At 66.7% G+C, this 23,992-nt stretch carries 24 protein-coding genes; 18 read left to right on the forward strand and 6 right to left on the reverse strand.

The genetic code is table 11. From position 1 onward, the window contains the following. Nucleotides 1-136: 136 nt before the first annotated feature. Both BM372_RS12255 and BM372_RS12260 read right to left on the reverse strand, forming a co-directional pair. Nucleotides 137-619: an SRPBCC family protein gene (locus BM372_RS12255; protein WP_090955612.1), complete on the reverse strand. Its 483-nt coding sequence runs from the start codon at nucleotides 617-619 to the stop codon at nucleotides 137-139. Then, entirely contained in the window at nucleotides 616-978 is a 363-nt protein-coding gene (locus BM372_RS12260; RefSeq protein WP_090955614.1) for an ArsR/SmtB family transcription factor, read from the reverse strand. Before BM372_RS12260 ends, BM372_RS12255 begins: the two co-directional genes overlap by 4 nt. 249 nt (nucleotides 979-1,227) lie before the next feature. Between BM372_RS12260 and BM372_RS12265 the strand changes: the two genes are divergently transcribed. From BM372_RS12265 to BM372_RS12315, 11 genes are all read left to right on the forward strand, one after another. Further along, the gene (locus BM372_RS12265) at nucleotides 1,228-1,632 is read left to right on the forward strand and encodes a tautomerase family protein (protein WP_090955617.1); all 405 of its coding nucleotides are present in this window, start codon (nucleotides 1,228-1,230) and stop codon (nucleotides 1,630-1,632) included. Between the two features lie 251 nt (nucleotides 1,633-1,883). Next, nucleotides 1,884-2,885, forward strand: coding sequence for a 5-dehydro-2-deoxygluconokinase (iolC, locus tag BM372_RS12270; RefSeq protein ID WP_090955924.1), 1,002 nt, complete (start codon nucleotides 1,884-1,886; stop codon nucleotides 2,883-2,885). Further along, complete coding sequence (locus tag BM372_RS12275; protein WP_090955620.1) at nucleotides 2,882-3,841, forward strand: Cgl0159 family (beta/alpha)8-fold protein; 960 nt, start codon at nucleotides 2,882-2,884, stop codon at nucleotides 3,839-3,841. The genes iolC and BM372_RS12275 overlap by 4 nt, the downstream gene beginning before the upstream one ends. A 39-nt stretch (nucleotides 3,842-3,880) precedes the next feature. Then, nucleotides 3,881-5,809 carry a 3D-(3,5/4)-trihydroxycyclohexane-1,2-dione acylhydrolase (decyclizing) gene (gene iolD, locus BM372_RS12280; protein ID WP_090955622.1) on the forward strand — a complete coding sequence of 643 codons (1,929 nt, stop codon included), beginning with the start codon at nucleotides 3,881-3,883 and terminating at the stop codon, nucleotides 5,807-5,809. A gap of 35 nt (nucleotides 5,810-5,844) precedes the next feature. Continuing rightward, nucleotides 5,845-7,356, forward strand: a complete 1,512-nt coding sequence (locus tag BM372_RS12285) for a CoA-acylating methylmalonate-semialdehyde dehydrogenase (RefSeq protein WP_090955624.1) — start codon at nucleotides 5,845-5,847, stop codon at nucleotides 7,354-7,356. Nucleotides 7,357-7,448: 92 nt separating this feature from the next. Then, the gene (locus BM372_RS12290) at nucleotides 7,449-8,360 is read left to right on the forward strand and encodes a sugar phosphate isomerase/epimerase family protein (protein WP_090955626.1); all 912 of its coding nucleotides are present in this window, start codon (nucleotides 7,449-7,451) and stop codon (nucleotides 8,358-8,360) included. A gap of 18 nt (nucleotides 8,361-8,378) precedes the next feature. Next, nucleotides 8,379-9,392, forward strand: coding sequence for a Gfo/Idh/MocA family protein (locus BM372_RS12295; RefSeq protein WP_090955628.1), 1,014 nt, complete (start codon nucleotides 8,379-8,381; stop codon nucleotides 9,390-9,392). An 86-nt stretch (nucleotides 9,393-9,478) separates the two neighbouring features. Further along, entirely contained in the window at nucleotides 9,479-10,354 is an 876-nt protein-coding gene (locus BM372_RS12300; protein WP_090955630.1) for a sugar phosphate isomerase/epimerase family protein, read from the forward strand. Continuing rightward, nucleotides 10,351-11,763 carry a sugar porter family MFS transporter gene (locus BM372_RS12305; RefSeq protein WP_090955632.1) on the forward strand — a complete coding sequence of 471 codons (1,413 nt, stop codon included), beginning with the start codon at nucleotides 10,351-10,353 and terminating at the stop codon, nucleotides 11,761-11,763. The genes BM372_RS12300 and BM372_RS12305 overlap by 4 nt, the downstream gene beginning before the upstream one ends. Before the next feature lie 85 nt (nucleotides 11,764-11,848). Beyond that, nucleotides 11,849-12,121 (forward strand): hypothetical protein, encoded by a 273-nt coding sequence (locus BM372_RS12310; RefSeq protein ID WP_090955634.1) that lies wholly within the window; start codon nucleotides 11,849-11,851, stop codon nucleotides 12,119-12,121. A gap of 55 nt (nucleotides 12,122-12,176) precedes the next feature. Beyond that, nucleotides 12,177-13,073 carry a diacylglycerol/lipid kinase family protein gene (locus tag BM372_RS12315; protein WP_090955636.1) on the forward strand — a complete coding sequence of 299 codons (897 nt, stop codon included), beginning with the start codon at nucleotides 12,177-12,179 and terminating at the stop codon, nucleotides 13,071-13,073. Nucleotides 13,074-13,091: 18 nt separating this feature from the next. On the opposite strand, the gene BM372_RS12320 is transcribed toward BM372_RS12315, so the two are convergent. Continuing rightward, nucleotides 13,092-13,541, reverse strand: a complete 450-nt coding sequence (locus BM372_RS12320; RefSeq protein WP_090955638.1) for a MarR family winged helix-turn-helix transcriptional regulator — start codon at nucleotides 13,539-13,541, stop codon at nucleotides 13,092-13,094. 207 nt (nucleotides 13,542-13,748) lie between these two features. Between BM372_RS12320 and BM372_RS12325 the strand changes: the two genes are divergently transcribed. Continuing rightward, nucleotides 13,749-15,026: an MFS transporter gene (locus BM372_RS12325; protein WP_090955640.1), complete on the forward strand. Its 1,278-nt coding sequence runs from the start codon at nucleotides 13,749-13,751 to the stop codon at nucleotides 15,024-15,026. On the opposite strand, the gene iolB is transcribed toward BM372_RS12325, so the two are convergent. Together iolB and BM372_RS12335 are read right to left on the reverse strand one after the other, a co-directional pair. After that, nucleotides 15,023-15,919, reverse strand: coding sequence for a 5-deoxy-glucuronate isomerase (gene iolB, locus BM372_RS12330; protein WP_090955642.1), 897 nt, complete (start codon nucleotides 15,917-15,919; stop codon nucleotides 15,023-15,025). The two genes, BM372_RS12325 and iolB, sit on opposite strands and share 4 nt — an antisense overlap. 119 nt (nucleotides 15,920-16,038) lie before the next feature. Next, nucleotides 16,039-16,779: a GntR family transcriptional regulator gene (locus BM372_RS12335; protein WP_090955644.1), complete on the reverse strand. Its 741-nt coding sequence runs from the start codon at nucleotides 16,777-16,779 to the stop codon at nucleotides 16,039-16,041. 348 nt (nucleotides 16,780-17,127) lie between these two features. Between BM372_RS12335 and BM372_RS12340 the strand changes: the two genes are divergently transcribed. Genes BM372_RS12340 through BM372_RS12365 form a run of 6 tightly spaced genes read left to right on the forward strand, consistent with a single transcriptional unit; the run spans nucleotide 17,128 to nucleotide 23,132 of the window. Continuing rightward, entirely contained in the window at nucleotides 17,128-18,123 is a 996-nt protein-coding gene (locus BM372_RS12340) for a substrate-binding domain-containing protein (RefSeq protein ID WP_090955648.1), read from the forward strand. 52 nt (nucleotides 18,124-18,175) lie between these two features. Continuing rightward, entirely contained in the window at nucleotides 18,176-19,225 is a 1,050-nt protein-coding gene (locus BM372_RS12345; RefSeq protein ID WP_090955650.1) for an ABC transporter permease, read from the forward strand. A 12-nt stretch (nucleotides 19,226-19,237) separates the two neighbouring features. Next, on the forward strand, nucleotides 19,238-20,155 hold the full coding sequence (locus BM372_RS12350; protein ID WP_090955652.1) for an ATP-binding cassette domain-containing protein: 918 nt from the start codon (nucleotides 19,238-19,240) through the stop codon (nucleotides 20,153-20,155). 57 nt (nucleotides 20,156-20,212) lie between these two features. Continuing rightward, on the forward strand, nucleotides 20,213-21,301 hold the full coding sequence (locus BM372_RS12355) for a Gfo/Idh/MocA family oxidoreductase (RefSeq protein WP_090955654.1): 1,089 nt from the start codon (nucleotides 20,213-20,215) through the stop codon (nucleotides 21,299-21,301). After that, nucleotides 21,301-22,101 carry a TIM barrel protein gene (locus BM372_RS12360; protein ID WP_090955656.1) on the forward strand — a complete coding sequence of 267 codons (801 nt, stop codon included), beginning with the start codon at nucleotides 21,301-21,303 and terminating at the stop codon, nucleotides 22,099-22,101. Before BM372_RS12355 ends, BM372_RS12360 begins: the two co-directional genes overlap by 1 nt. Next, nucleotides 22,098-23,132: a Gfo/Idh/MocA family protein gene (locus BM372_RS12365; RefSeq protein ID WP_090955658.1), complete on the forward strand. Its 1,035-nt coding sequence runs from the start codon at nucleotides 22,098-22,100 to the stop codon at nucleotides 23,130-23,132. The genes BM372_RS12360 and BM372_RS12365 overlap by 4 nt, the downstream gene beginning before the upstream one ends. A gap of 77 nt (nucleotides 23,133-23,209) precedes the next feature. Here the strand turns inward: BM372_RS12365 and BM372_RS12370 are convergent, their stop codons facing one another. Next, entirely contained in the window at nucleotides 23,210-23,980 is a 771-nt protein-coding gene (locus BM372_RS12370) for a gamma-glutamyl-gamma-aminobutyrate hydrolase family protein (RefSeq protein WP_090955660.1), read from the reverse strand. Between the last annotated feature and the right edge of the window lie 12 nt (nucleotides 23,981-23,992).

The raw sequence follows: 23,992 nt of genomic DNA on the forward strand, positions 1-23,992 counted from the left end.
CTCGACTGGGATACCCCAGCCGAGCGCCTGCGTGATCTACTACTAACGACCTAAGCCGCCAAACGTGTTGCAACGACCACTAGAAACCGCCCCCGGTGGAATGGGCGCGAAGTGACCCCGCGTTGCTTTTTAACGCCTAGACCTTGGCGCCGGTGAGGAGTTCTTCGAGCCGTTCGTAGCTCTCGGACATGCCTGCCTCCATCCCGGACTGCGCCATGCCGTCGCGCGCCTCCATGCTGGGGTAGACGGCGCGGGCGCTGAGACGCGAACGGCCGCCGCCAAGGTCCTCGAAGGTCAGGAACTCAATGCTCACCACATCGGGGTAGCCGTCGAACTCGAAAGTCTGGACGGCGAAGTCGTTCTCCCGGACGGTGTGGAAGACCCCGCTGAACACATACGCGCTGCCGTCCGGCCCGGTGTGGGTGTAGCGGTAGCCGCCGCCGGTCCTGAAGTCGTAGTGGCTAATGCTCATGGCCATCCGGCGCGGCCCGAGCCACTGGGCGACGAGCTCAGGGTCCTTGTGCGCCCGGAAGACCTCCGCGACAGGAAAATCGAAGTCGCGCTGGAAGTCGATGAAGGGCAGCCCCTCGGGAACCGTCAGATTCAATGCGTTGCTCATGATGCGTCCTTTGCCTGTGTGCCGCCGCGGGCGGCGCGGTTTTCAAGCACGGCGTCAAGGCTGCGGAATTGCCCCTCGCGGACCAGCCGGTACTGGTCGATCCATGCGGTGAGCGCTTCCAGCCGTGCGGGGTTCAGGTGCACGGGCCGGCGCTGGGCGTCACGGGTGCGCGTGACAAGTTGCGCCTGCTCGAGGACCTGGATGTGTTTCGAGACCGCCTGCTTGGTGATCGCGAAGGGCTCCGCCAGTTCATTGACGGTGGCCGGACCCCGGCTGAGCCGGGCAATGATGCGGCGTCGGACCGGATCGGCGAGGGCTAGGAAGGCCGCGTCGAGCTCGCCGTCGTCGCTGGAATCCACTTGGTGTCGCCACCTCCTGGGTGTCTGCCGAACGGTAATCAACTACTTCATTGATAAACCTCTAGGTTGTTAACGCTACGCCCGGTCCCGCCTGGGCGCAATACCCCAACGTGGGGGCACTTGGCGCCCGTTTAGGCGGGGGAATGGGCGCTAAGTGACCCCGCATTGCTATGCGCAGCCCCCGGAATCCTTGCGTTCGTCCGTTCAACTTTGTTAGTATGTCAGGACAAATCAGCGAAGGAGATGCGAGTGCCTCTCGTGCGAATCGATGTCAACCAGGGCCGAAGCCCCGAACAGCTCCGGGAAGTCAGCCGGAGCATCCATGACGCCATCCTGGCTGAATACGGCATCCCGGAACGCGACTACTTCCATGTGCTGACCGAACACCCCGCCGGGCAGATCGTCGCCCAGGACGCCGGGCTTGGCTTCGAGCGGACGCCCGACGTGGTGATGATCCAGATCTTCACCCAGGCCGGCCGCAGCCAGCTCGCCAAGCAGTCCCTCTTTGCCGCGATCGCAGAGAGGCTGGCCGCCGCCGGGGTTGCCGGCGAGGACGTGTTCATTGGCTATGTCGAAAACGCCGCGGGGGACTGGTCGTTCGGTTTCGGGCAGGCGCAGTACCTGACCGGCGAGCTCTCGGTCCCCGCCAAATAGCCGTTTCGACGCTCTCGCAGGGGGCGATGCTGTGGGCCGCGTCGAGGCCGTAACCGTTGCCGCGGCGGCTGTTCAGCGGGCCGCCCGCCCCGCTCGGTGTCATGTTGTAAATATGTCAGTACAAACCTTTGACAGTACATGGATTCTAGTGCAAAGTAGTGGATGTGGCCGGGCTCACGCCGGCCCCCAAAGCACCGAAGCTCAGGCTGCGCAAAGGTCCCGAGTTCACACCAGAAAGGTCCACGATCACCGTGACCCACGAACTGCTCACGATCGGGCGCATCAGCGTTGATATCTACCCGAACGACATCGGGGTAGGCCTGGAGGACGTCACGTCCTTCGGCAAGTACCTCGGCGGCTCGCCCTCCAACGTTGCTGTCGCCGCCGCCCGCCACGGCCGCCGGACCGGCGTCATCACACGTACCGGCGACGACGCCTTCGGTAAGTACCTGCACCGCGAACTGGAAAAGTTCGGTGTGGACGACTCCTTCGTCAGCCCGGTCCAAGGGCTTCAGACTCCAGCGACGTTCTGTGCGATCCAGCCGCCGCACGATTTTCCGCTGTACTTCTACGGCCGGTTCCCCACGGCGCCGGACCTGCAGATCAAGGCCGAGGAACTGGACCTGGATGCCATCAGGGACGCCGGGATCTTCTGGTCCACGGTCACCGGCCTCTGCCAGGAGCCGAGCCGGGAGGCGCACATCAAGGCCCACGAGGCGCGGCCCCGCACCGGGCTGAAGCCCGGCCAGCACACGATCCTGGACCTCGATTACCGGCCGATGTTCTGGGCCTCCGAAGAAGAGGCCCGGGAGCAGGTCGGCAGGATCCTGCCGCATGTCACCGTGGCAATCGGCAACGACACCGAATGCGCCGTCGCCGTCGGCGAGGGCACCCCGGATGAACAGGCGGACCGGCTGCTCGCGGCCGGCGTCGAAATCGCCGTCGTGAAGCTCGGCCCCGAAGGGGTCATGGCCAAGACCCGCACCGAACGCGTCGTCTCCGCCCCGGTGCCGGTGGAAACCGTCAACGGACTCGGCGCCGGCGACTCCTTCGGCGGGGCGTTCTGCCACGGGCTGCTGTCCGGCTGGCCGCTGGCCCAGGTGCTCGACTTCGCCAACGCCGCCGGCGCCCTCGTCGCCTCCCGCCTGTCCTGCGCCGATGCGATGCCGACGCCGGAGGAAGTCACCGGCCTGCTCGCCGACCGCGGCCGGCTGGTACCGGGCACCTACGCCACCGAAGGAGCAACACTGTGAGTGTCAACACGGCCTCGGCCGCCCTCGCGGTGGATGACAATCCCCGCCGCTACGAGCACCTGAGCATCACCCGGCTCGAAGATCCGGATGCGATCGCCCGCGCCGCCAAGGCACGGCGCCGCCACCCCGGCGTCAGGGCCGGCAAGCAGAACTTCATCGTCGCCGCCGACCACCCCGCCCGCGGTGCCCTCGCGGTCGGCAGCGACCCTGTGGCCATGGCCGACCGGCGCCAGCTCCTGGACCGGCTGCGGATTGCCCTGGCCAACCCGGACGTCGACGGCGTCCTGGCCTCGCCGGACATCATGGACGATCTGCTCCTGCTCGGGGCCCTCGAAGGCAAGCTGATCTTCGGTTCGATGAACCGCGGCGGGCTCGCCGGCCTGGTGAACGAATTCGATGACCGCTTTACCGGCCATACGGCGGCCGCGCTTGAGGCTCTCGGTGCCGACGGCGGCAAGATGCTCACCCGCATCTGCCTCGGCGACCCGGACACGGTGGCCACCCTCGAGGCGACCGCGCGGGCGATCGACTCCCTCGCCGAGCGCAAGCTGATCGCCATGGTGGAACCGTTCCTGTCCGTCCGCGAGAACGGCAAGGTCCGCAACGACCTCTCCGCCAACGCCGTCATCAAATCGGTCGCCATCGCCGAGGGCCTCGGCTCGTCCAGCGCCTACACCTGGATGAAGCTGCCCGTCGTGGCCGAGATGGAACGCGTCATGGCATCGACCACCATGCCCACCGTGCTCCTTGGCGGCGATCCGGAAGGCAGCCAGGAGGACGTGTTTGCCAGCTGGGGGGCCGCCCTCGCCCTGCCCGGCGTCCAGGGTCTGACCGTCGGCCGGACCTTGCTCTACCCACACGACGGCGACGTCGCCGGCGCGGTTGCAGCCGCCGCCTCGCTGCTGCACCGCGCTCCCCGCACCGCATCCACCCGCACCGCAGAAGTATCGGAGTAACTTCCCATGGGAATGAGAACTGCCTCAGGAACACGCAGAATGACGGTCGCCCAGGCCGTCGTGGAATACCTGTCCAAGCAGTACACGGTCGATTCGGTCGGCGGCCAGGACTTCCGCGAACGCCTGATCCCGGGCACCTTCGGCATCTTCGGCCACGGCAACGTTGCCGGTGTGGGCCAGGCCCTCAAGCAGTACCAGCGGCTCGATCCGACGATCATGCCGTACTACCAGGGCCGGAACGAACAGGCCCAGTCCCACCAGGCCGTCGGCTTCGCCCGCCACACCCGCCGCCGCCAGACCTTTGCCATCAGCACCTCGATCGGCCCCGGTTCCTCCAACCTGCTCACCGGTGCGGCGCTGGCCACCACCAACCGGCTGCCGGTGCTGCTGCTGCCCAGCGACACCTTCTCCACCCGCGCCGCCGACCCGGTGCTGCAGCAGCTCGAACAGCCCTATGCCTACGACCTCACCGTCAACGACGCGTTCCGGCCGCTGTCCAAATTCTTCGACCGCGTTTCCCGGCCCGAGCAGCTGTTTTCCGCGTTCCACCACGGTCTCCGGGTCCTCACCGACCCCGCCGAGACCGGCGCGGTCACGATCTCGCTGCCGCAGGACGTCCAGGCCGAAGCGTTCGACGTGCCCGAGGAGTTCCTGGCCGAGCGCGAGTGGCGGATCCGCCGGCCGGAGGCGGAGGACGAGGACATCCGCCGCGCCGCCGAGGCGATCCGCGCCGCGAAGCGGCCGCTGATTATTGCCGGCGGCGGCGTCCTCTACGCCTACGCCAACGACGAACTTGCGAAGTTCGCCGAGTTGACCGGCATCCCGGTCGGCAACACCCAGGCCGGCGTCGGCGTGCTGCCCTGGGACCACCGCCTCTCGCTCGGCGCGGTCGGCTCCACCGGCACGACGGCGGCCAACGCCATCGCCGCCGGCGCCGACCTCATCATCGGGATCGGCACCCGCTACGAGGACTTCACCACCGCGTCCCGCACCGCGTTCCGGAACCCGGACGTAAAGTTCATCAACATCAACGTCGCCGCGATCGACGCCTACAAGCACGGCACCTCCCTGCCCATCGTGGCGGACGCCCGCAAGGCCCTCGTCAAGCTGAACCAGGCCCTCGGCGGCTACCGGGTGGGTGCGGACCTCGAGCAGCAGATCACGACCGAGAAGACCCGCTGGGACGCCACCGTGGACGAGGCCTTCGACACCCGCTTCACCCCGCTGCCGGCGCAGAACGAGATCATCGGCGCCACCAACCGGGCCATGGACGCCCAAGACGTTGTCATCTGCGCCGCCGGCTCCCTGCCGGGCGACCTGCACAAGATGTGGCGCGTACGGGACCCGTTCGGCTACCACGTCGAATACGCCTACTCCTGCATGGGCTACGAAATCCCGGGCGGCCTCGGCGTCAAGCGGGCAGCCCTCGCCGAAGCCGAGAAGGGCGGCACGCAGCGCGACGTCGTCGTGATGGTCGGGGACGGCTCCTACCTGATGATGCACACCGAACTCGTCACCGCCGTCGCCGAACGGATCAAGCTGATCGTGGTCCTGATCCAGAACCACGGGTACGCCTCCATCGGCTCGCTCTCGGAATCCCTGGGCTCCCAGCGCTTCGGCACCCAATACCGGGCCCTGGACGAGGAACACCACAGCTTCGACGACGGCGAGCGGCTGCCGGTGGACCTGGCCCTGAACGCCGAAAGCCTCGGCGTGAAGGTGATCCGGATCGACCCCGGCGAGAAGGTCATCGCCGAGCTCGAACAGGCCATCCGCGACGCCAAGGCCGCGCCCGAAAACGGCGGCCCGATCCTCATCCACGTTGAATCCGACCCGCTGCTGGATGCCCCCAGCTCCGAGTCCTGGTGGGACGTTCCGGTCTCCCAGGTCTCCGAGCTCGACTCCACCAGGCAGGCCTTCCAGACCTACACCGACCACAAATCCCGCCAGCGCAAGCTGCTCGGCTGATCCCCTTCGAACCTCACCACTCAAGGAAGTCCCACATGTCGACGACGACCACCACCAAGACCATCAGCCACTTCATCAACGGCGCCGAAACCGCCGGCGAGGGTGAGCGCACCCAGCCCGTCTACAACCCCGCCACCGGCGCCGTCTCCGCAGAGCTGCGGCTGGCCAACCGGGAAGACCTGGACACCACCGTCGCCGCGGCCCGCGCCGCCGCCGACAGCTGGGGCGACATCTCCCTGGCCAAGCGCACCGCCGTGCTGTTCAAGTTCCGCGAACTCGTCGCTTCCCACGTGGACGAGCTCGCCGAGCTGATCACGGCCGAGCACGGCAAGGTCCTCTCCGACGCCAAGGGCGAAATCGGCCGCGGCCTGGAGGTCATCGAATTCGCCTGCGGCATCCCGACCCTGCTCAAGGGCGACTACTCGGACCAGGTGTCCACGGGCATCGATGTCTTCTCCTTCCGCGAGCCGCTCGGCGTCGTCGCCGGCATCACCCCGTTCAACTTCCCGGTCATGGTGCCGCTGTGGATGGCCCCGATGGCGATCGCCACCGGCAACGCGTTCATCCTCAAGCCCTCCGAGCGCGACCCCTCCGCCTCCATGCTGCTCGCCAAGCTGTGGAAGGACGCCGGCCTGCCCGACGGCGTCTTCCAGGTCCTGCACGGCGACAAGGAAACCGTCGACGGACTGCTGACCCACCCGGACGTGGACGGCATCTCCTTCGTTGGCTCGACCCCGATCGCGAAGTACGTCCACGAGACCGCCACCGCGCACGGCAAGCGGGTCCAGGCCCTGGGCGGGGCGAAGAACCACGCGATCGTGATGCCCGACGCCGACCTCGACAACGCCGCCGACCACCTCGCGGCCGCCGCCTTCGGCTCCGCCGGCGAACGCTGCATGGCCATCTCCGTCGCCGTCGCCGTCGGTGAAGCCGCCGACCTGCTGGTCAAGAAGGTCGAGGAGCGCGCCCTCGCGGTCAAGGTCAACAACGGCACCGCGCCCGGCGCCGAGATGGGCCCGGTCATCACACCGGCCTCCAAGGATCGCATCGTCAAGATCGTCACCGAAGCCGAAACGGCAGGCGCCGCCATGGTGGTCGACGGCCGCGACCTCGTCGTCCCCGGCCACGAGGACGGCTTCTGGGTCGGCCCCACCGTGCTGGACCACGTCAAGACCGAGATGACCGCCTACACCGAGGAAATCTTCGGACCCGTCCTCGTCGTGGTCCGGGTCGAGGACCTCGACGCCGGCATCAAACTCATCAATGCCAACCCCTACGGCAACGGCACCGCCATCTTCACCTCCTCCGGCGCCCACGCCCGCAAGTTCCAGCGCTCCGTCACCGTCGGCATGATCGGCATCAACGTGCCCCTGCCCGTCCCGGTGGCCTACCACTCCTTCGGCGGCTGGAAGGCCTCGCTGTTCGGCGACAAGCACATCTACGGCCCCGAAGGCGTCTCCTTCTACACCCGGGGCAAGGTCATCACCTCCCGCTGGCCCGAACCGACCCACGCCTCCGGCGCCTCCTACAACTTCCCGTCCAACTGACGCCTTGACTAGCCACCATCGTTTGCTCCGTAACCGCCGTTTTGACCGTCCAAAAGGGCACCGGCGGAGCAATCGATGAGAAGGATTGAGCAATGACTGAGAACAAGCTGATCATCGGCACCGCGCCGGACTCCTGGGGTGTCTGGTTCCCGGACGACCCCAAGCAGACCCCGTGGGAACGGTTCCTCGACGAGGTGGCCGAATCCGGCTACAAGTGGATCGAACTGGGCCCTTACGGCTACCTCCCCACCGACCCGTCCCGGCTGGCCGAGGAACTTAAGGCCCGCGATCTGCAGATCAGCGCCGGCACCGTGTTCACCGCGTTCCACCGCGGCGTCGACCAGTGGGAAACCGCGTGGGAGCCGGCCCGCAAGGTCGCCGAACTCACCGCCGCGATGGGCGGGGAACACATTGTGGTCATCCCGGCGATGTGGCGCGACGACGTCACCGGCGAAGCCGTGGAGAGCGGCACGCTCAGCGAAAAGGCCTGGCACGACCTCTTCGCCGGCCACAACCGCCTGGGCAAGACGCTGCTGGAGGACTTTGGGCTGCAGCAGCAGTTCCACTCGCACGCCGACTCGCACGTGGGCGCGCAGGAGGACATCGAAACCCTGCTCGCCGCCACGGACGCGAAGTACCTCAACCTCTGCCTGGACACCGGCCACGCCGAATACTGCGGGGCCTCCAGCCTGGACCTGATCAAGAACTACCCGGACCGGATCGGCTATCTGCACCTGAAGCAGATCAACCCGGACGTCCTCAAAAAGGTCAACGAGGAAAACATGACCTGGGCCGCCGCCAACCTGGCCGGCGTCATGACCGAGCCGCCCAATGGGCTGCCGGACCTGCGGGCCGTCATCGAAGCCGTCGAAGCGCTCAACCGGCCGATCTTTGGCATTGTGGAACAGGACATGTACCCCGTGGCGTTCGACGTCCCGATGCCGATCGCCAAGCGCACCCGCAACTACCTGCTCTCCTGCGGCTCCCGCACCGCCGTCAACTAGAACTCGAAGGAATCCACCATGACCAAGATCCTCCGCGTCGCCGTGATCGGCGCCGGCCGCATGGGCGCAGACCACATCCAGCGGCTCAACACCCGCATCCACGGCGCTGAAGTCGCCGCCGTCGTCGACGTCGACCTCGCCCGGGCGCAGGCCGCGATCGAAGGCATCCCGGGCGCCGTCGCCCTGGCCGACGCCGACGAAGCCCTCAATAGCGGCGACGTCAACGCCGTGCTGATCGCCACGCCCGGTTTCCTGCACGAGGACATCCTGCTCAAGGCGATCGCCAAGGACATCCCGATCCTCTGCGAGAAGCCGCTCACCCCGGACGCCGAGTCCGCCTGGAAGATTGTCGAGGCCGAGCAGAAGCTGGGCCGCAAGCGCATCCAGGTCGGCTTCATGCGCCGCTTCGACGCCGAATACGCCGCCCTGGGCAAGATCATCCGCGACTCCGAACTCGGCGAGCTGCTCATGCTGCACCACCAGCACCGGAACCCCACCACCCCGGCGGGCTTCACCAACGAGATGCTGATCAACGACTCCGTGGTGCATGAATTCGACGCCATCCGCTACTTCACCGGCGAGGAAATCACCTCGGTGCAGGTCCGCCTCGGCAAGGCCACACGGAACGCGCCGGCCGGGCAGCACGACCCGCAGCACGTGCTGATCGAGACCGAGTCCGGCGTCCTGGCCGACGTCGAGATCTACGTCAACGCGAAGTTCGGCTACGAGGTGGCCACCCAGGCCTCCTTCGAGGACGGCATCGTCAGCATCGGCGGGGACAAGGGCGCATACACGCGCAGCAACGGCCGCTGGGGCGGCGCCGTCACCCCCGGTTTCGAGGAGCGCTTCGGGGCCGCGTACGACGTCGAAATCCAGTCCTGGGTGGACGCTGCCCTCCGCGATGAGATCGGCGGCCCCACCGCCTGGGACGGCTATGCTACCGCCGCCTGCTGCGAGGCCGGCGTCGAGGCGCAGAAGAACGGCGAAAAGGTCGCCGTGAAGCTCAACGCCAAGCCTGCCCTGTACAGCTAGGAAGCTCCGGAAGGGGCGGATCCGTCCGCCCCTTCCGCTTGTTCCGGTACCGCACAACCTGACTGATCCACCATGGAGTGTCCTACGTGAAAATCGCCCTTGATCCCACGCCCTTCCACCACTCGCACAGCCTGCTGGAATTCCCCAAGGTCGTGGCCGACCTCGGCTACAAGTACATGCAGATGACCCCGCACGCCGATTTCATCCCCTTCTACAACCACCCCAAGGCGGACGACGAGTTGGTGGGCCAGCTGAAGGCGGCCTGCAAGGACGCGGGAATCGAAATCGCATCAGTGCTGCCCGTGCTGCGCTGGTCCGGCCCGGACGAGGACGCCCGCGAGGCCGCCGTCCGCTACTGGAAGCGCGCCATCCAGATCACGGTGGACCTCGGCGTGGGCACCATGAACACCGAATTCTCCGGGCGGCCGGAGAAGGCCGAGGAATCCGAGCGCGCCTTCTACCGCTCCATGGAGGAACTGCTTCCCATCATCGAACGGGAGGGGATCGACCTGCTGATCGATCCGCACCCGGACGACTTCGTCGAGGAGGGCCTGGCCGCGATCCGCGTGATCCGCGGGCTGAATTCGAAGAACGTGGGCCTGGTCTACGTCGCCTCGCACAGCTTCCACATGCAGAACGCGCCGCTGGAGATCATGCGCGCCGCGGGGGACAAGCTGCGCCTTGTCCACGTCGCCGACACCATGGACCACCACGCCTCGCACGGGCTGCGCTACATCACCAACCCGCCCGGGAACCCGGTGCGCGTGCACCAGCACCTGAAAATCGGCGACGGCGACGTCAACTGGGACGAATTCTTCGGCGGCCTGAAGGAAATCGGCTTCCTGGACCGCGAGGACACCGTGATGGTCTCCAGTGTTTTCGCCGAGAACGAGAACGCTGAAGAGGTGTCCCGCTACCAGCTGGAGACCATGACACAGCGCATCGAGAAGGCGAGCCTATGACGGCCGAGGTCTCCACGCGCCAGCGGCCGGTCAACCACAAGAGGACGCTGCGCACCATCACCATCATCTCCACCTTCGGTGGCCTGCTCTTTGGCTACGACACCGGCGTCATCAACGGCGCCCTGCCGTACATGCAGGAAGACCTCGGCCTCACTCCGCTCACCGAAGGCCTCGTGACGTCCTCCCTGCTGTTCGGCGCGGCCTTCGGCGCCCTGTTCGGCGGCCGGCTCGCGGACCGCAACGGCCGCCGGAAGATGATCATGGTGCTCGCCGCCATCTTCCTGCTGGGCACCCTCGGCTGCACCTTCGCGCCCAGCACGGAGGTGATGATCGCGGCGCGCTTCGTCCTAGGCCTGGCCGTGGGCGGCGCGTCCGTCACAGTGCCGGTGTACCTGGCCGAGGTCTCGCCCAGCGCGCGGCGCGGACGGATCGTGACCCAAAACGAGCTCATGATCGTCACCGGCCAGCTGCTGGCCTTCATCTTCAACGCCTACCTCGGCAACAGCTTCGGCGAAGCCGGCGGAATCTGGCGGTGGATGCTCGTCATCGCCACCCTGCCGGCCATCGCGTTGTGGATCGGGATGAACTTCATGCCCGAGAGCCCGCGTTGGCTGGCCTCGATGGGCAGCTTCGGCGAGACCCTCAGCGTGCTTCAGCGGATCCGCTCGCAGGTCGACGCCCGGACGGAGTTCGAAGAAGTCAAGGCCATGGCCGTGGAGGACTACAAGTCCAAGATGGGCTCCTGGAAGGACCTCGGCGTTCCCTGGCTGCGTCGCATCTTTGTCGTGGGAGTCGGGCTGGCCGTCATCCAGCAAATCACCGGCGTGAACTCGATCATGTACTACGGCACGCAGATCCTCGCCCAATCCGGCTTCGGCCGGGAAGCGGCCCTGACCGCCAACATTGCCAACGGCGCCATTTCGGTGCTGGCCACGTTTGTGGGCATCTGGCTGCTGGGCAAAGTGGGCCGCCGCAAGATGCTCATCACTGGACAGCTCGGCACCACGACGGCGCTGCTGCTGATCGGCGTCTTCTCGCTCATCCTGCCGGAGGGCACCGGCCGGGGATTCGTGATCCTGGCCCTGACCGTCACGTTCCTGGCCTTCCAGCAGGGCGCCATTTCCCCGGTCACATGGCTCATGCTCTCGGAGATCTTCCCGCTGAAGATCCGCGGCCTCGGCATGGGGGCATCGGCGTTCGTGCTCTGGATCGTGAACTTCCTGATCGGCTTCGGCTTCCCGCAGCTCCTGGCCGCGATCGGCATCTCCAACACCTTCTTCGTCTTCGCCGTGCTGGGCGTAGGGGCCATCGCCTTCGCCGCGAAGTACATTCCGGAGACCAAGGACAAGAGCCTGGAAGACCTGGAGCACCTGTTCAAACAGGCCGCCAAGCAGCCCGTCGCCGCCTAGCACTCCCAACGGTAAAGGCCATACCGAGGGTAAAGTTGTGCTGGCGGGCAGGGTCCACTCCGTCCATGACCAAAGAACCCGGGGTATGAGTTTGAATGAGTACGAGGCCTCACTAATCATCAAGTCCGGAGCGGAGCTGCTGTGCGCGGCGTCATCTGACCCCCGTTCGGATCAGGGCTATGCCGCGGTGAAAGGCAACCTCTCGGAGGCATTGGAAAGCATTGCGGAAGCGCTCGCGAACTTTGAAGCCGGACTGGGAGTGCCTGGCCGCTCTACTGGCTGGGTCCAGGACCTTCACCGTGTGGCGGACGCCTTAGGGGAAGGCAGAGCCCGGAACGGTGCCGATGGCAGCGAGTAGCCCTGACCTCAAGGGGCAGGCATAGTCTTCATCCCCAGGCCTGGAAGGACGGACCATGGTCACTGAAGGGGCACCTATTGCCCGTTTTGACCGGATTGCCCTGATCTTCAATCCGGGTAAGTTTGGCATGACCGCCAGGATCGAGGAGCTACAACGGGGCCTTAGCGCCAAAGTGCCGGCTCTGCGGATTGAGTTTCTGCCGACGGACTTTGCCGGGCACGCACGGGACCTTGCACGGTCCGTGGCGGCGGCAGGGAGACCGCTCATTGTTTCGGTCAGCGGCGACGGCGGATACAACGAGGTCGTCAACGGGGTGATGGACGTTCCCGGAAGCAGGGCCGTGTGCACCGTTGTGGCGGCAGGCAACGCCAATGACCATCACCGGAGCATGCCCGTACGGCCGCTGCCGGAGGCTGTCCGCGAAGGCCCAGTCCGGCATATCGACCTGTTACGCATTACATTCGGGGAGGAACCGGCGGCGCGGGTTCACTACGCCCACTCATATATAGGTTTCGGGCTCACATCCTTGATGGCGGTCGGCATCGAGAGCGGCGGAAAGGGCAAAATTCTCGAACTCCTGTCGGTCGCCCGGACGCTCTCTGACTTGAGGCCGTTCGAGCTTGTCCGGGCGGACGGGGCCACCGCCCGCTTCGACAGTCTGATCCTCGCCAACATTTCGCGTATGGCCAAGTACGGGACGGTCAGCGAGTCGGGCGCCCCCGACGACGGCCGGTTCGAGGTTGTGACGCTGCCCCATTCCGGGCGCTGGAAGATGGCCCTGATGACCTTTCGCGCCGTGACGCTGGGACTCGGGAACCAGCCCAGCGTCAGCAGCTACGCCTTCACGACGCGGGACGCCGTTCCCTGCCAGATTGACGGCGAAGTCAGGCATCTTCCCGCCGCCACCCATGTTCTGGTGGAAAGCGCCAAGGGCGCCCTCGCCATCCTCTGATTGGAGGGCGGCGGAAAGCTAGACCCCGGCGTGCAGCCGGGGGAGCGCATCGACCAGCGGTGCCAGCTCCGGTACTTCCTGGGCCTGCGCCAGCGCCCGCTCCAGCGTGGCGTCGTGGACCGGCCTGCTCTGCTCAAGCAGCGTGATGCCGCTGGGGGTGAGTTCGGTGTAGATTCCGCGGCGGTCATCCGCGCACAGGATCCGGGTCAGCAGACCGCGGTCTTCGAGCCTGTTGACCAGGCGTGTGGTGGCGCTCGCGCTCAATGCCGTGGCACGGGACAGTTGCTGCATCCGCATGTGCCAGCCATCCTGCCGGCTCAGCGCGTCCAGCACCGTGTACTCCACCACGGATAGCTGCGCCTCGGCCTGCAGGGAACGTTCCAGCTCCGCTTCGATCAGCCCGTGCAGGGCCGCCAGGGTCCGCCAGCCTTGCGCCCGGACCTCGACGGCGTCGTCCTTGATGCCCATCTGCTGATTCCCTTCAGCTCGCGTGCCCGGCGGAGGTGTGCCGGGCACATCAAATAATAGTTGCTTGCGCGCTGTATCTGCTTGTGCAACAATTATTTGCGTGCCAATAAACAGCGCGTATGCAACTACTAGCTTACGCGCGGTACCCCGCCCCGTACAGCTTTCACTGTAGGGCCATTCTCAAACAGCTATGTAAGGAGCACCACCATGCCTGTTGGCCTGATAGCCCTAGCCCTCGGCGGGTTCGGCATCGGACTCACCGAGTTCGTCATCATGGGTCTGCTGCCGCAAGTGGCCGCCGACTTCTCCGTTACCGAGGCCACCGCCGGCTGGCTCATCTCCGGCTACGCGCTCGCCGTCGTGGTCGGGGCGCTGGGCCTCACCGCGGCCGTGACACGGTTCGAACGCAAGCCCGTGCTGGCCGTGCTGATGGTGCTCTTCATCGCCGGCAACCTGGTCTCGGCGGTCGCACCCGACTACGCCCTGATGATGGCCGGCCGCATCATTGCCGCGCTGTCGCACGGCGCGTTCTTCGGCATCGGGGCCGTGGTGGCCGCCAGCATGGTGGAACCCACCAAAAAGGCCGGCGCGATAGCCATCATGTTCACCGGCCTCACGGCGGCCAATGTGCTGGGTGTCCCGTTCGGCACCATGCTGGGCCAGACCGCGGGCTGGCGCTCCACCTTTTGGGCCATCACCGTCATTGGCGTCCTGGCCTTGGCCGGCATTCTGGCCCTGGTGCCCAACATCGGCTCCGGCCAGGCGAAGGCCGGCTCCGCCGAGACGGCTGCCGGTTCTGCCGCCGGTTCTGCCTCTGGCGGATTGCGCGGCGAACTCCGTGCGTTCCGGTCGGGCCAGGTCTGGCTCTCCATCCTCGTCACCATCCTCGGTTACGGCGGCATGTTCGGCGCCTTCACCTACATTGCCTTCACCCTCACCGAGGTCACCGGCTTCTCCGCCGCCACGGTCCCGTGGTTGCTGATCCTCTTCGGCGTCGGGCTGTTCATCGGCAACACCGTCGGCGGCAAAGCCGCCGACAAGAACGTGGACCGCACCCTGCTGGTGGCGCTCGCCGTGTTGGTTGTGGTGCTCGTGGCCTTCGCCCTGACCGCGGGCAACCAGCCGATGACCATCGCCTCCATGGTGCTGCTGGGCGGCTTCGGCTTCGCCATGGTGCCCGGCCTCCAGATGCGCGTGATGAAGTACGCCACCAGCGCCCCCACCCTGGCCTCGGGCGCGAACATCGGCGCCTTCAACATCGGCAACGCCCTTGGGGCCTGGCTGGGCGGCGTCACCATCACCGCCGGTCTCGGTTACACGTCCCCGATCTGGGCCGGCGCCGGGATCACCCTGCTGGGCCTGGCGGTGATGGCGTTCGCGGCATCTCGGGCGAAGGCAGCCCGGGCGAAGAACCACGACGCCGGACGACCGGCCGGCGTCGACGGCGTCGAAGCGAGTGCCGAGACCGAGTTGCAGAGCGCCTAGCTGCCGAACGGCAGCCGCGGGTCCAGGTCCTGGCCTTCCCAAGTCTGGCGGATCCAGCCGTGGTGCGGGTCATCGCTAATGAGCCAATCGCGGACCGGGCCCGGGCCGGCCATGACGTTGAGGTAGTACATGTCGTAACCGGGGGCGGCCATGGCAGGCCCGTGCCAGCCGTAGGGCACCAGGACGACGTCGCCAGTCCGGACCTCGGCCGACACGTCGATGGGACGTTCGTCGGAGGCGTAGACGCGCTGGTAGCCGATGGCGTCGTCGGCCCCCGGGCGCTGCGGCGCTCCGGGCGTCACCCGGGTCTCGAAGTAGTAGATCTCCTCAAGACTTGTCTCGCCGTCCTTTTCCTCATCGTGCTTGTGCGGGGGATAGGAGGACCAGTTGCCGGCCGGGGTGAGGACCTCGCAGACGATGAAGCGCTCGGCCTCCAGCGCGGCGGGGGTCCCGAAGTTGTGGACTTGGCGGGAGCAGTTGCCCGCACCGCGCAGTTCCACCGGCGTCTCGGCGGCGGTGATGAGCCGGGTCGGGTAGGCGGCTTTGGCCGGTGCGGTCGCAACCGCAACCCGGCCGCCGTCGGCCGAGCTGATGGTGACGGCCTTGCCGGTTCCCGTATAGAGCACATCGCTGGGGCCGCTGAAGACGCTGTCCCGCCCGGCCAGCGGATAGTCCTGCCCGTCAACGGTGGCCACGAAGGAGCCGCCCAGCGGCACCACGATGCGTTCCTCCGCCGCGGCGTCCAGTTCGACGGCGCCGCCCGCCGCCAGGGTGGCGACCTTCAGCCCGGTGTGGGCCCAGCCGTCAACCTCCAGCTCTGAATCGGACGTCCCGATGGAAACATCCCACTTGCCGTGGGTGGCGGTGCCGAGCGGATAGACCCAGTTGGCCATGGAAGTTGCCCTTTCGTTGTCGCGCGGAGGACGGCGCGGGTGTTTTCGGGGTTAGGGAAGGTGGCGCCCGATGGTGAACGCCAGGCTCCAGGGGTGTCTGGAGGACTTGCTGAGGCCTTCTACCTTTGAACCAGTGTCATTTCAAAGCTGTAGGAATCTGCCCGGTAGACGTGATGGCCGGTTTCCACCATCCGCCCGGTGTCGTCTACGGCGGTGCGCTCCATGGTCACCAGAGCGGAGCCGGCGGTGGTTTCGAGCAGCGGTGCCTGGTAGTCGTTGGCGATCATGGCACCGATCCGCTGCGAGGCCAGCCGGAAGTTCACGCCGCCGTTGCGCAGGATGCCGTAAAGGCCCTGCGAGGCCAGTGCTGCCTCGTCAATGGCGGTGATGTCATCGCGCACCCAGTTCTCCATCAGGGCCAGCGGCTTGCCGCCCACCTTCCGGAGCCGGGCGAAATGGTAGACCTTGGCCCCGGCCGGTAGCTGCAGTGCCTTCCGGATTGCAGCGTCCGCCTCCTCATGGGAGAAGCTGAGCACGTCGGTGGTGGGTTTGCTGCCGTTGTTGCTCAGATCGTCATAGAGGCTGGAGAGTTCCAGCGGGCGGCGGACCTGGCTGGACACCACCTGGGTTCCCACGCCGCGCTTGCGGACCAGGAGGCCTGAGCGGACGAGCTCATCCATCGCTTTGCGCATCGTCGGGCGCGAAAGGTTGAGCTGGGCGGCCAGGTCGATCTCATTCTCCAGCCGGCTGCCAGGTTCCAGCACTCCGGTGTGGATGGCCGCCTCGATGCCCTGGACCACCTGGTGGTAGAGGGGAACCGGGGACGAACGGTCGATCCGCAGATTTAGTTGATTCGCCACTGGGCGCGCTCCCTTGTGCTCCGCGTCGGCCGGACTCCCGGCGCGCCGCGTATGTCAGGCTCATGTTCGATTGATAGGACATACTGCCTTTTTTCTGATATTAGCAGGGCTCTCAGGGGGAGCCAAGGGCCGCCGACGGGAGCTTGTGCGGCAGGGGCCCGGCGGGGTAGTGGCGTGGCGGAAACCCCGCAGAACCGGCGATGCCATGGTCTGCGGCTCGTCACAACATTCTAATGTCAGGACAAACTATTGACATCTGTGATGAGAGTCACCATTATCGGTGGTAGATGGCTCGCAGGCCGACCCGATGAAGCGGACGGCGCGGCCCGGAATCAAAGGAGATTAATCGTGACGAAGTTCTCGTGGCGGAAGGCGGCGCTGGTGGCGGCCGTCGTTCCAATGATGGCCCTTAGCGCCTGCTCCAGCACGGGCGGCAAGCCCGCGGAAACAGGCAACGCCGCAGGTGCGGGACAGGCAGCCAGCACCCCGCGCATCAAGGTCGCTCTCATCACGCACGCCGCAGCTGGGGACACCTTCTGGGACATCGTTCGTAAGGGTGCCGAGGAGGCCTCGGCGAAGGACAACGTCGAGCTCCTCTACACGTCGGATCCCGAAGCCGGGCGGCAGGCCCAGCTCATCCAGCAGGCCATCGACCAGAAGGTTGACGGCATCGCGGTCACGCTCGCCAAGCCCGAAGCCCTCAAGGACACCCTAAAGAAGGCCACCGACGCCGGGATACCGGTGGTGAGCCTCAACGCCGGCGAGGATGTTTCGACGCAGCTCGGGGCGTTCACTCACTTTGGCTCGAACGAAAAGCTCGCCGGTGAGGCAGTCGGCACCCGGCTCGCGGCGGAAAACTTCAAGCACCCGATCTGCGTCATCCAGGAACAGGGCCACGTCGGCCTGGAAGCACGCTGCGCCGGCGTCAAGGCCAAGGTGCCTGGAACGGAGATCCTTTACGTCGACGGCAAGGACATGACCTCAGTCCAGTCCACCGCGACGGCCAAGCTCCAGGCTTCCAAAGACGCCGACGTCATCATCGGTCTGGGCGCCCCCTTCACACTCACTCTCCTCAAGTCGGTCACGGACGCCGGCAGCTCTGCCAAGGTCGCAAGTTTCGACCTGAACGCGGATCTCGCCCAGAAAATTGTGGATGGTGCGGTTCTGTTCACCGTGGACCAGCAGCCGTGGCTGCAGGGCTATATGGCCGTCGACGCTATCTGGCAGAACAAGCGCGGCGGCTTCAAGGTCGGCGGCGGCCAGTCGGTCCTCACCGGCCCGAGCATCGTCGACAAGTCAAATGCGGCCGATGTCCTGAAGTTCGCCCAGCAGGGCATCCGCTAACAGTCCGCTGGCTGGGCCGGCCAAGGCCGGCCCAGCAGCAAGGAGAATCCTCATGACCATCACCCAGACAAAGACAAAGACGGCCGCGGCCGATGAGCGTGTCGGCAAACGCAGCCCGTTCCAGAAGCTGCTTGGCCGGCCCGAGATCGGTGCCCTGGTGGGCGCGATCGTCCTGTTCGTCTTCTTTGCGTTGGTTTCCCCGACGTTTACCCAGCCGAATGCCTTCGCGACCGTGCTGTACGGTTCCTCCACGATCGGGATCATGGCGGTGGGGGTGTCCTTGCTGATGATCGGCGGTGAGTTCGACCTCTCGGCCGGTGTCGCCGTAATCAGCTCGGCGCTGACGGCGTCGCTGTTCAGCTGGTACTTCACCACGAACGTGTGGGTCGGCGTCGGCCTGGCCCTGGTGGTGTCATTGAGCATCGGCTTTATCAACGGCTGGATCTTGATGAAGACCAAGCTGCCCAGCTTCATCGTGACCCTGGCGACGTTCCTGATGCTGACGGGCCTGAACCTGGGCCTGACCCGGCTGATCGGCGGCGGCGTGTCGTCCCCATCGATTTCGACCATGGACGGCTTCGCCTCGGCCCGGGCGGTGTTCGCCTCCTCGGTGAACATCGGCGGCGTCGAGGTCAAAATCACGGTGTTCATCTGGTTCGCGCTTGTCGCGGTTGCCACCTGGCTGCTGATGCGGACCCGGGTGGGGAACTGGATCTTCGCCGTCGGCGGGGACGCGAACGCGGCCCGCGCCGTGGGTGTGCCGGTCAAGGCCACCAAGATCGGCCTGTTCATGGCCGTCGGGTTCTGCGCCTGGATCCTGGGCATGCACAACCTCTTCGCCTTCGACGCCGTGCAGTCCGGCGAGGGCGTGGGCAACGAATTCCTCTACATCATCGCCGCGGTCATTGGCGGCTGCCTGTTGACGGGCGGGTACGGCTCGGCGATCGGGGGCGCGATCGGTGCGTTCATCTTCGGCATGGCCAACAAGGGCATCGTCTATGCCCAGTGGAACCCGGACTGGTTCAAGTTCTTCCTGGGCCTGATGCTGCTGCTGGCCACCATCGTCAACCTCATCGTCAAGCGCCGCGCGGAACTCAAGTAAGGGCCCGGGAATATGAATGCCAACGAGATCAACCAGCAAACGCTGCTCCAGAACGAAACAGATCCCCTGACGCACACCGCGGTCCACCTGCTCTCCATGGAGGGCATCGGCAAGCACTACGGCAACATCATCGCCCTGAGCGATGTCACGATGGCCGTGGACAACGGCCGCGTCACCTGCGTGCTGGGCGACAACGGCGCGGGCAAGTCCACCCTGATCAAGATCATCGCCGGCCTGCACCAGCACGACGCCGGGGTGCTGAAGGTGATGGGAGAGGACCGGAAATTCAGCTCGCCCCGTGATGCCCTGGACGTGGGCATCGCCACCGTCTACCAGGACCTCGCCGTCGTCCCGTTGATGCCGATCTGGCGGAACTTCTTCCTCGGCTCCGAGCTGACCAGCGGGTTCGGCCCGTTCAAGAGCATGGACGTCGAGAAGATGAAGGACATCACGCTGAAGGAACTCGCCGCGATGGGCATCGACCTGCGCGACGTGGACCAGCCCATCGGCCAGCTCTCCGGCGGCGAACGCCAGTGTGTCGCCATCGCCCGGGCCGTGTACTTCGGCGCGAAGGTCCTGATCCTGGACGAGCCCACCGCCGCACTGGGCGTGAAGCAGTCCGGCGTGGTGCTGCGCTACATCCTGCAGGCCCGCGACCGCGGCCTCGGCGTCGTCTTCATCACCCACAACCCGCACCACGCCTTCCCGGTCGGTGACCGGTTCCTGCTGCTCAAACGCGGCAAATCGATCGGCTACTACGACAAAAAAGACATCACCCTCGACGAGCTCACCGCCCAAATGGCCGGCGGCGCGGAACTGGCCGAACTCGCCCACGAACTCGAACAACTCGGCGGCCACAGCGACGTGGTCAAGGAAGTCCAGGGCGAAGTCGCCGGAGTGACCCAGACCACCGGCAGGACCTACGAGTGAGGCCTCTGAGTAGGACCTACGAGTAACCGCCGTCCCAATTCTCGAAAGGACAAGCCTTTGGCTTATCTCAACCGCAACCCGTCCAACGCCGCTGTGCCGGTCCGGATCGGACTGATCGGCTCAGGCTGGATGGGTGCGTTCCACGCCGAAAGCATCGCCCGCCGGATCCCCGGCGCCGTCCTGGCCGCCATCGCGGACCCGAACCTGGAATCCGCCGAAGCGCTCGCCGGGACACTCGGCACCGCGAAGGTCACCGGCGACGCCGCCGACATCCTCGCCGACCCGGAGATCGACGCCGTCGTCATCGCCAGCCCCGCGCGTTTCCACTCCGCCTTGATCGGCCAGGCGGCAGCCGCCGGGAAGCATGTCTTCTGCGAAAAGCCGGCCGGACTCGGACTCGAGGAACTCGACGCCGCCCTTGCCGCCGTCGACGACGCCGGAGTCCACTTCCAGATCGGCTTCAACCGCCGGTACGCTGCAGATTTCCAGGCAGCCAAGAAGGACCTCGCCGCCGGAATCGCGGGGGAACCGCAACTCCTGCGTTCACTGACCCGGGACCCGGGCACCGGAAGCATCGGCCACGCCGCGAGGATTCCGGCATGGACCATCTTCCTCGAGACTCTGATCCACGACTTCGACACCCTCAACTGGTTCAACGAAGGCGCCGAGCCCGTGGAGGTCTACGCCGCTGCCGACGCCCTCGTGGAGCCGGGACTGCGGGACCAGGGCTTTCTGGACACAGCCGTGGTGACCATTCGCTACAGCAACGGCGCCATCGCCGTCGCCGAGGCCAACTTCAGCGCCCTCTACGGCTACGACGTCCGCGGGGAAGTCTTCGGCTCCCGCGGCATGGTCCAGGCCGGCCGCTCCACCGAAACCGCCGCCCGACGGTTTACCGCCGAGGGGACGTCCGCGGACACTCCACGGCTGAATGTCGAACTCTTCCGCCAGGCCTACACGGACGAGCTTGTGGACTTTGCCGATGAGGTGCGCGCCCGGCGCGAGCGCACCGCGCCGGCCCCGAAGTCCTTCAGCCTGACGCCGGGTGCCGATGACGCCCGGCGCGCGCTGGCCATGGCCCTGGCCTGCATCGAATCCGTCCAGCAGGGCACTCCCGTGGCCGTCAACGCAGTGCCGGTCCGCTGATGCGGCTCGCCGTTTGCGCGGAGATGGTCTTCACCGACCTGCCCTTTACGGAGCGGGTGCGCAGGATCCATGAGGCGGGCTTCGACGTCGAACTCTGGGACTCGCGGGCCAAGGACATCGGTGCCCTCAAGGCCACCGGGGCGGTGTTTTCGTCCATGACGGGATACACCTCCGGCAGCCTGGTGGACGCGGACACCGCGGACGACGTCGTGCGGACAGCCGAGTCGCTGATCCCCACCGCCCTGGAACTGGGCGTGAGGCGGATGGTGGTCCACCCTGCCGAACTCATCGACGGCCATGCGGCCCGTCCGGCCTACCGGTCCACCGGCCAGATGTGGGCCACCGGCGCCCGGACACTGGAACGGCTTGGCAGGCTCGGGGAGAAATACGGGGTGACGTTCTGCCTCGAGAACCTCAACACCATCCTCGACCATCCGGGCATCCCGCTCGCCCGCGCCAAGGACACCCTGGCGCTCGTGCAGACCGCCGGGCACCCGAACGCCAGGCTCATGCTGGATCTCTACCACGCCCAAATGGGGGAGGGGAACCTGATCGAGCTGGTCCGCAGCGCACTGCCTTACCTCGGCGAGATCCAGGTGGCAGACGTCCCCGGCCGCTGTGAACCCGGAACCGGTGAAATTAACTACGCGGCCGTCGCCAAGGCGCTGGCGGAGGCCGGTTACGAAGGGACGGTGGGCATGGAAGCCTATGCCAGTGGTGGCAGCTCCAGCGGTGACAGTGACGCGGCGCTGGCGGCATTCCGGGCAGCCTTCACCGTTGCAGCCAAGGCTGTCGCATGAAGGACGTCGTCCTCGGACTCGCCGGCGTGGGCCGGATCGGGGTCATGCACGCCACCAACATCGCCGCCCTCAACGAGGTCCTGAGGCCGCAGGGGATCCGGGTGCGCCTGCGGCTCACGGACGTGGCCGAGGAGCATGCCCGGGCGGTGGCTTCCGGACTCGGCGCCGAGTTCCTGCCGTCCGTCCAGGCTCTGCTCGCCTCCGGGGTGGACGGCCTGGTCATCGCCACCGGAACCGGAACGCACCCCGAGCTCATCACGGCCGGCGTGGACGCCGGGATCCCGGTCTTTTGCGAAAAACCCGTGGCCCTGAACGTGGCCGACGCCCTGCCGGTGCTTGACTACATCCGGGACCGGCGCGGCGTGGTGCAGGTCGGGCATCAGCGCCGGTTCGACGCCGGCTACCTTGAGGCCCGCCGTGCCTACCGGGCCGGCGAGCTGGGCTGGATCCATTCCCTGCGCGCCGTCACGTGCGACATGACACCGCCGCCGATCGAGTTCCTCGCCGGCTCCGGCGGGCTGTTCCGCGACTGCTCGGTTCACGATTTCGATATCCTGCGCTGGCTCACGGGCCGGGAAATCGTGGAGGTCTACGCCAAGGGCTCCAACAACGGGGATCCGGCCATTGGCGAAGCGGGCGATGTGGATACGGCCCTGGCGCTGGTGACGTTCGACGACGGCACTATGGGAACGGTCTCCGCCAGCCGCTACAACGGGGCTGGCCACGATGTCCGACTGGAAATCCAGGGCTCCAGCGGTTCGCTCATGGTGGGCCTGGACGACAAGACGGCATTGGCCTCCGCCGAGGCCGGGGTTACGTTCCCCGCCGGGCAGCCGCACCGGACGTTTGCCGGGCGGTTCGACCAGGCGTACCGCTCCGAGATGGCTGCGTTCATCGAACTCATCCTGGGCGACCGGGAAAACCCCTGCACCCCGGAAGACGCCGTGGCGGCGTCCCGGGTGGCGGATGCCGCTCAGGAATCGCTGGCCACCGGCGCCCCGGTCCGCGTGCCGGTGAGCGTGGCCGGCTAACGGCACGCCGCAGGTCCCCGGCACCCCGGGTGTCCGGGGCCGGCAGTGACCGGGGCCGCGGGTGTCCCGCGCTGGCCTTAGGGTCGGTTGCGGCACACCTCGACGAAGGCCCGGAAGGGTGCGAGCCGCTCGCCGGCCGGAAGTTCCACGGCTTCGGGGTGCCACTGCACTGATGCCACCCAGCGTTCCGGGTCCTCCAGCGCCTCGATGGTCCCGTCCTCGGCCACGGCGCTCACCTGCAGGCCCTCGGCGACCCGGGCCACGGCCTGATGGTGGCCGGAGGCAATCTTCACGGTCACGGCATCGGCTTCGCTGCCGTACAGCGCTGCCACCTTGGAGCCGGCCTGTACTGCCACCTCGTGCCAGGCCCACGAACCCGTGCCGTCCGCCAGTGCCTTGCGGTGCGTTACTGCCCCCGGCGCCATGTCCTGGATGAGGGTGCCCCCGTAGAGCACATTAAGCAGTTGGTGCCCTCGGCAGATACCGAGTACCGGCAGCCCGGCGTCGATCGCGAATGTCGCCACCGCCGTGTCCAGCTCGTCCTGGGCATCGTTGACGTCGTAGCAGACGGCGCTTGGCGGCTCGCCGTAGCGGACGGGGTCGATGTCGCCGCCGCCGGGAAGCACGACGCCGTCCAGAGACTCCATCGCCGCCGTCAGACCGGCGTCGTCCGGCCCTGCAGCGGTGAGCGGCACCGGTTCGCCGCCGCCCTCACGCAGCAGCTCCACGATGTGCTCGAACAACGCGTTGGCTTTCGCCACGCGCGGGTCGGGATTGGAAGAGCTGCTGAGGCGGACAGGAACGCCTACGCGCGGCCGGTAGCCCAGGGCGCTGCGGGAAGTCTGCATGCCTCATTCTGC

Source organism: Arthrobacter sp. ov118, assembly GCF_900116495.1.
In the GTDB taxonomy this organism is placed as follows: domain Bacteria; phylum Actinomycetota; class Actinomycetes; order Actinomycetales; family Micrococcaceae; genus Arthrobacter.

Coding starts and splice junctions, on each gene's coding strand:
- BM372_RS12255 (WP_090955612.1), bottom strand. CDS start 619: ATGAGCAACGCATTGAATCTGACGGTTCCCGAGGGGCTGCCCTTCATC.
- iolD (WP_090955622.1), top strand. CDS start 3,881: ATGACGGTCGCCCAGGCCGTCGTGGAATACCTGTCCAAGCAGTACACG.
- BM372_RS12285 (WP_090955624.1), top strand. CDS start 5,845: ATGTCGACGACGACCACCACCAAGACCATCAGCCACTTCATCAACGGC.
- BM372_RS12290 (WP_090955626.1), top strand. CDS start 7,449: ATGACTGAGAACAAGCTGATCATCGGCACCGCGCCGGACTCCTGGGGT.
- BM372_RS12295 (WP_090955628.1), top strand. CDS start 8,379: ATGACCAAGATCCTCCGCGTCGCCGTGATCGGCGCCGGCCGCATGGGC.
- BM372_RS12305 (WP_090955632.1), top strand. CDS start 10,351: ATGACGGCCGAGGTCTCCACGCGCCAGCGGCCGGTCAACCACAAGAGG.
- BM372_RS12310 (WP_090955634.1), top strand. CDS start 11,849: ATGAGTTTGAATGAGTACGAGGCCTCACTAATCATCAAGTCCGGAGCG.
- BM372_RS12315 (WP_090955636.1), top strand. CDS start 12,177: ATGGTCACTGAAGGGGCACCTATTGCCCGTTTTGACCGGATTGCCCTG.
- BM372_RS12320 (WP_090955638.1), bottom strand. CDS start 13,541: ATGGGCATCAAGGACGACGCCGTCGAGGTCCGGGCGCAAGGCTGGCGG.
- BM372_RS12325 (WP_090955640.1), top strand. CDS start 13,749: ATGCCTGTTGGCCTGATAGCCCTAGCCCTCGGCGGGTTCGGCATCGGA.
- iolB (WP_090955642.1), bottom strand. CDS start 15,919: ATGGCCAACTGGGTCTATCCGCTCGGCACCGCCACCCACGGCAAGTGG.
- BM372_RS12345 (WP_090955650.1), top strand. CDS start 18,176: ATGACCATCACCCAGACAAAGACAAAGACGGCCGCGGCCGATGAGCGT.
- BM372_RS12350 (WP_090955652.1), top strand. CDS start 19,238: ATGAATGCCAACGAGATCAACCAGCAAACGCTGCTCCAGAACGAAACA.
- BM372_RS12360 (WP_090955656.1), top strand. CDS start 21,301: ATGCGGCTCGCCGTTTGCGCGGAGATGGTCTTCACCGACCTGCCCTTT.
- BM372_RS12365 (WP_090955658.1), top strand. CDS start 22,098: ATGAAGGACGTCGTCCTCGGACTCGCCGGCGTGGGCCGGATCGGGGTC.
- BM372_RS12370 (WP_090955660.1), bottom strand. CDS start 23,980: ATGCAGACTTCCCGCAGCGCCCTGGGCTACCGGCCGCGCGTAGGCGTT.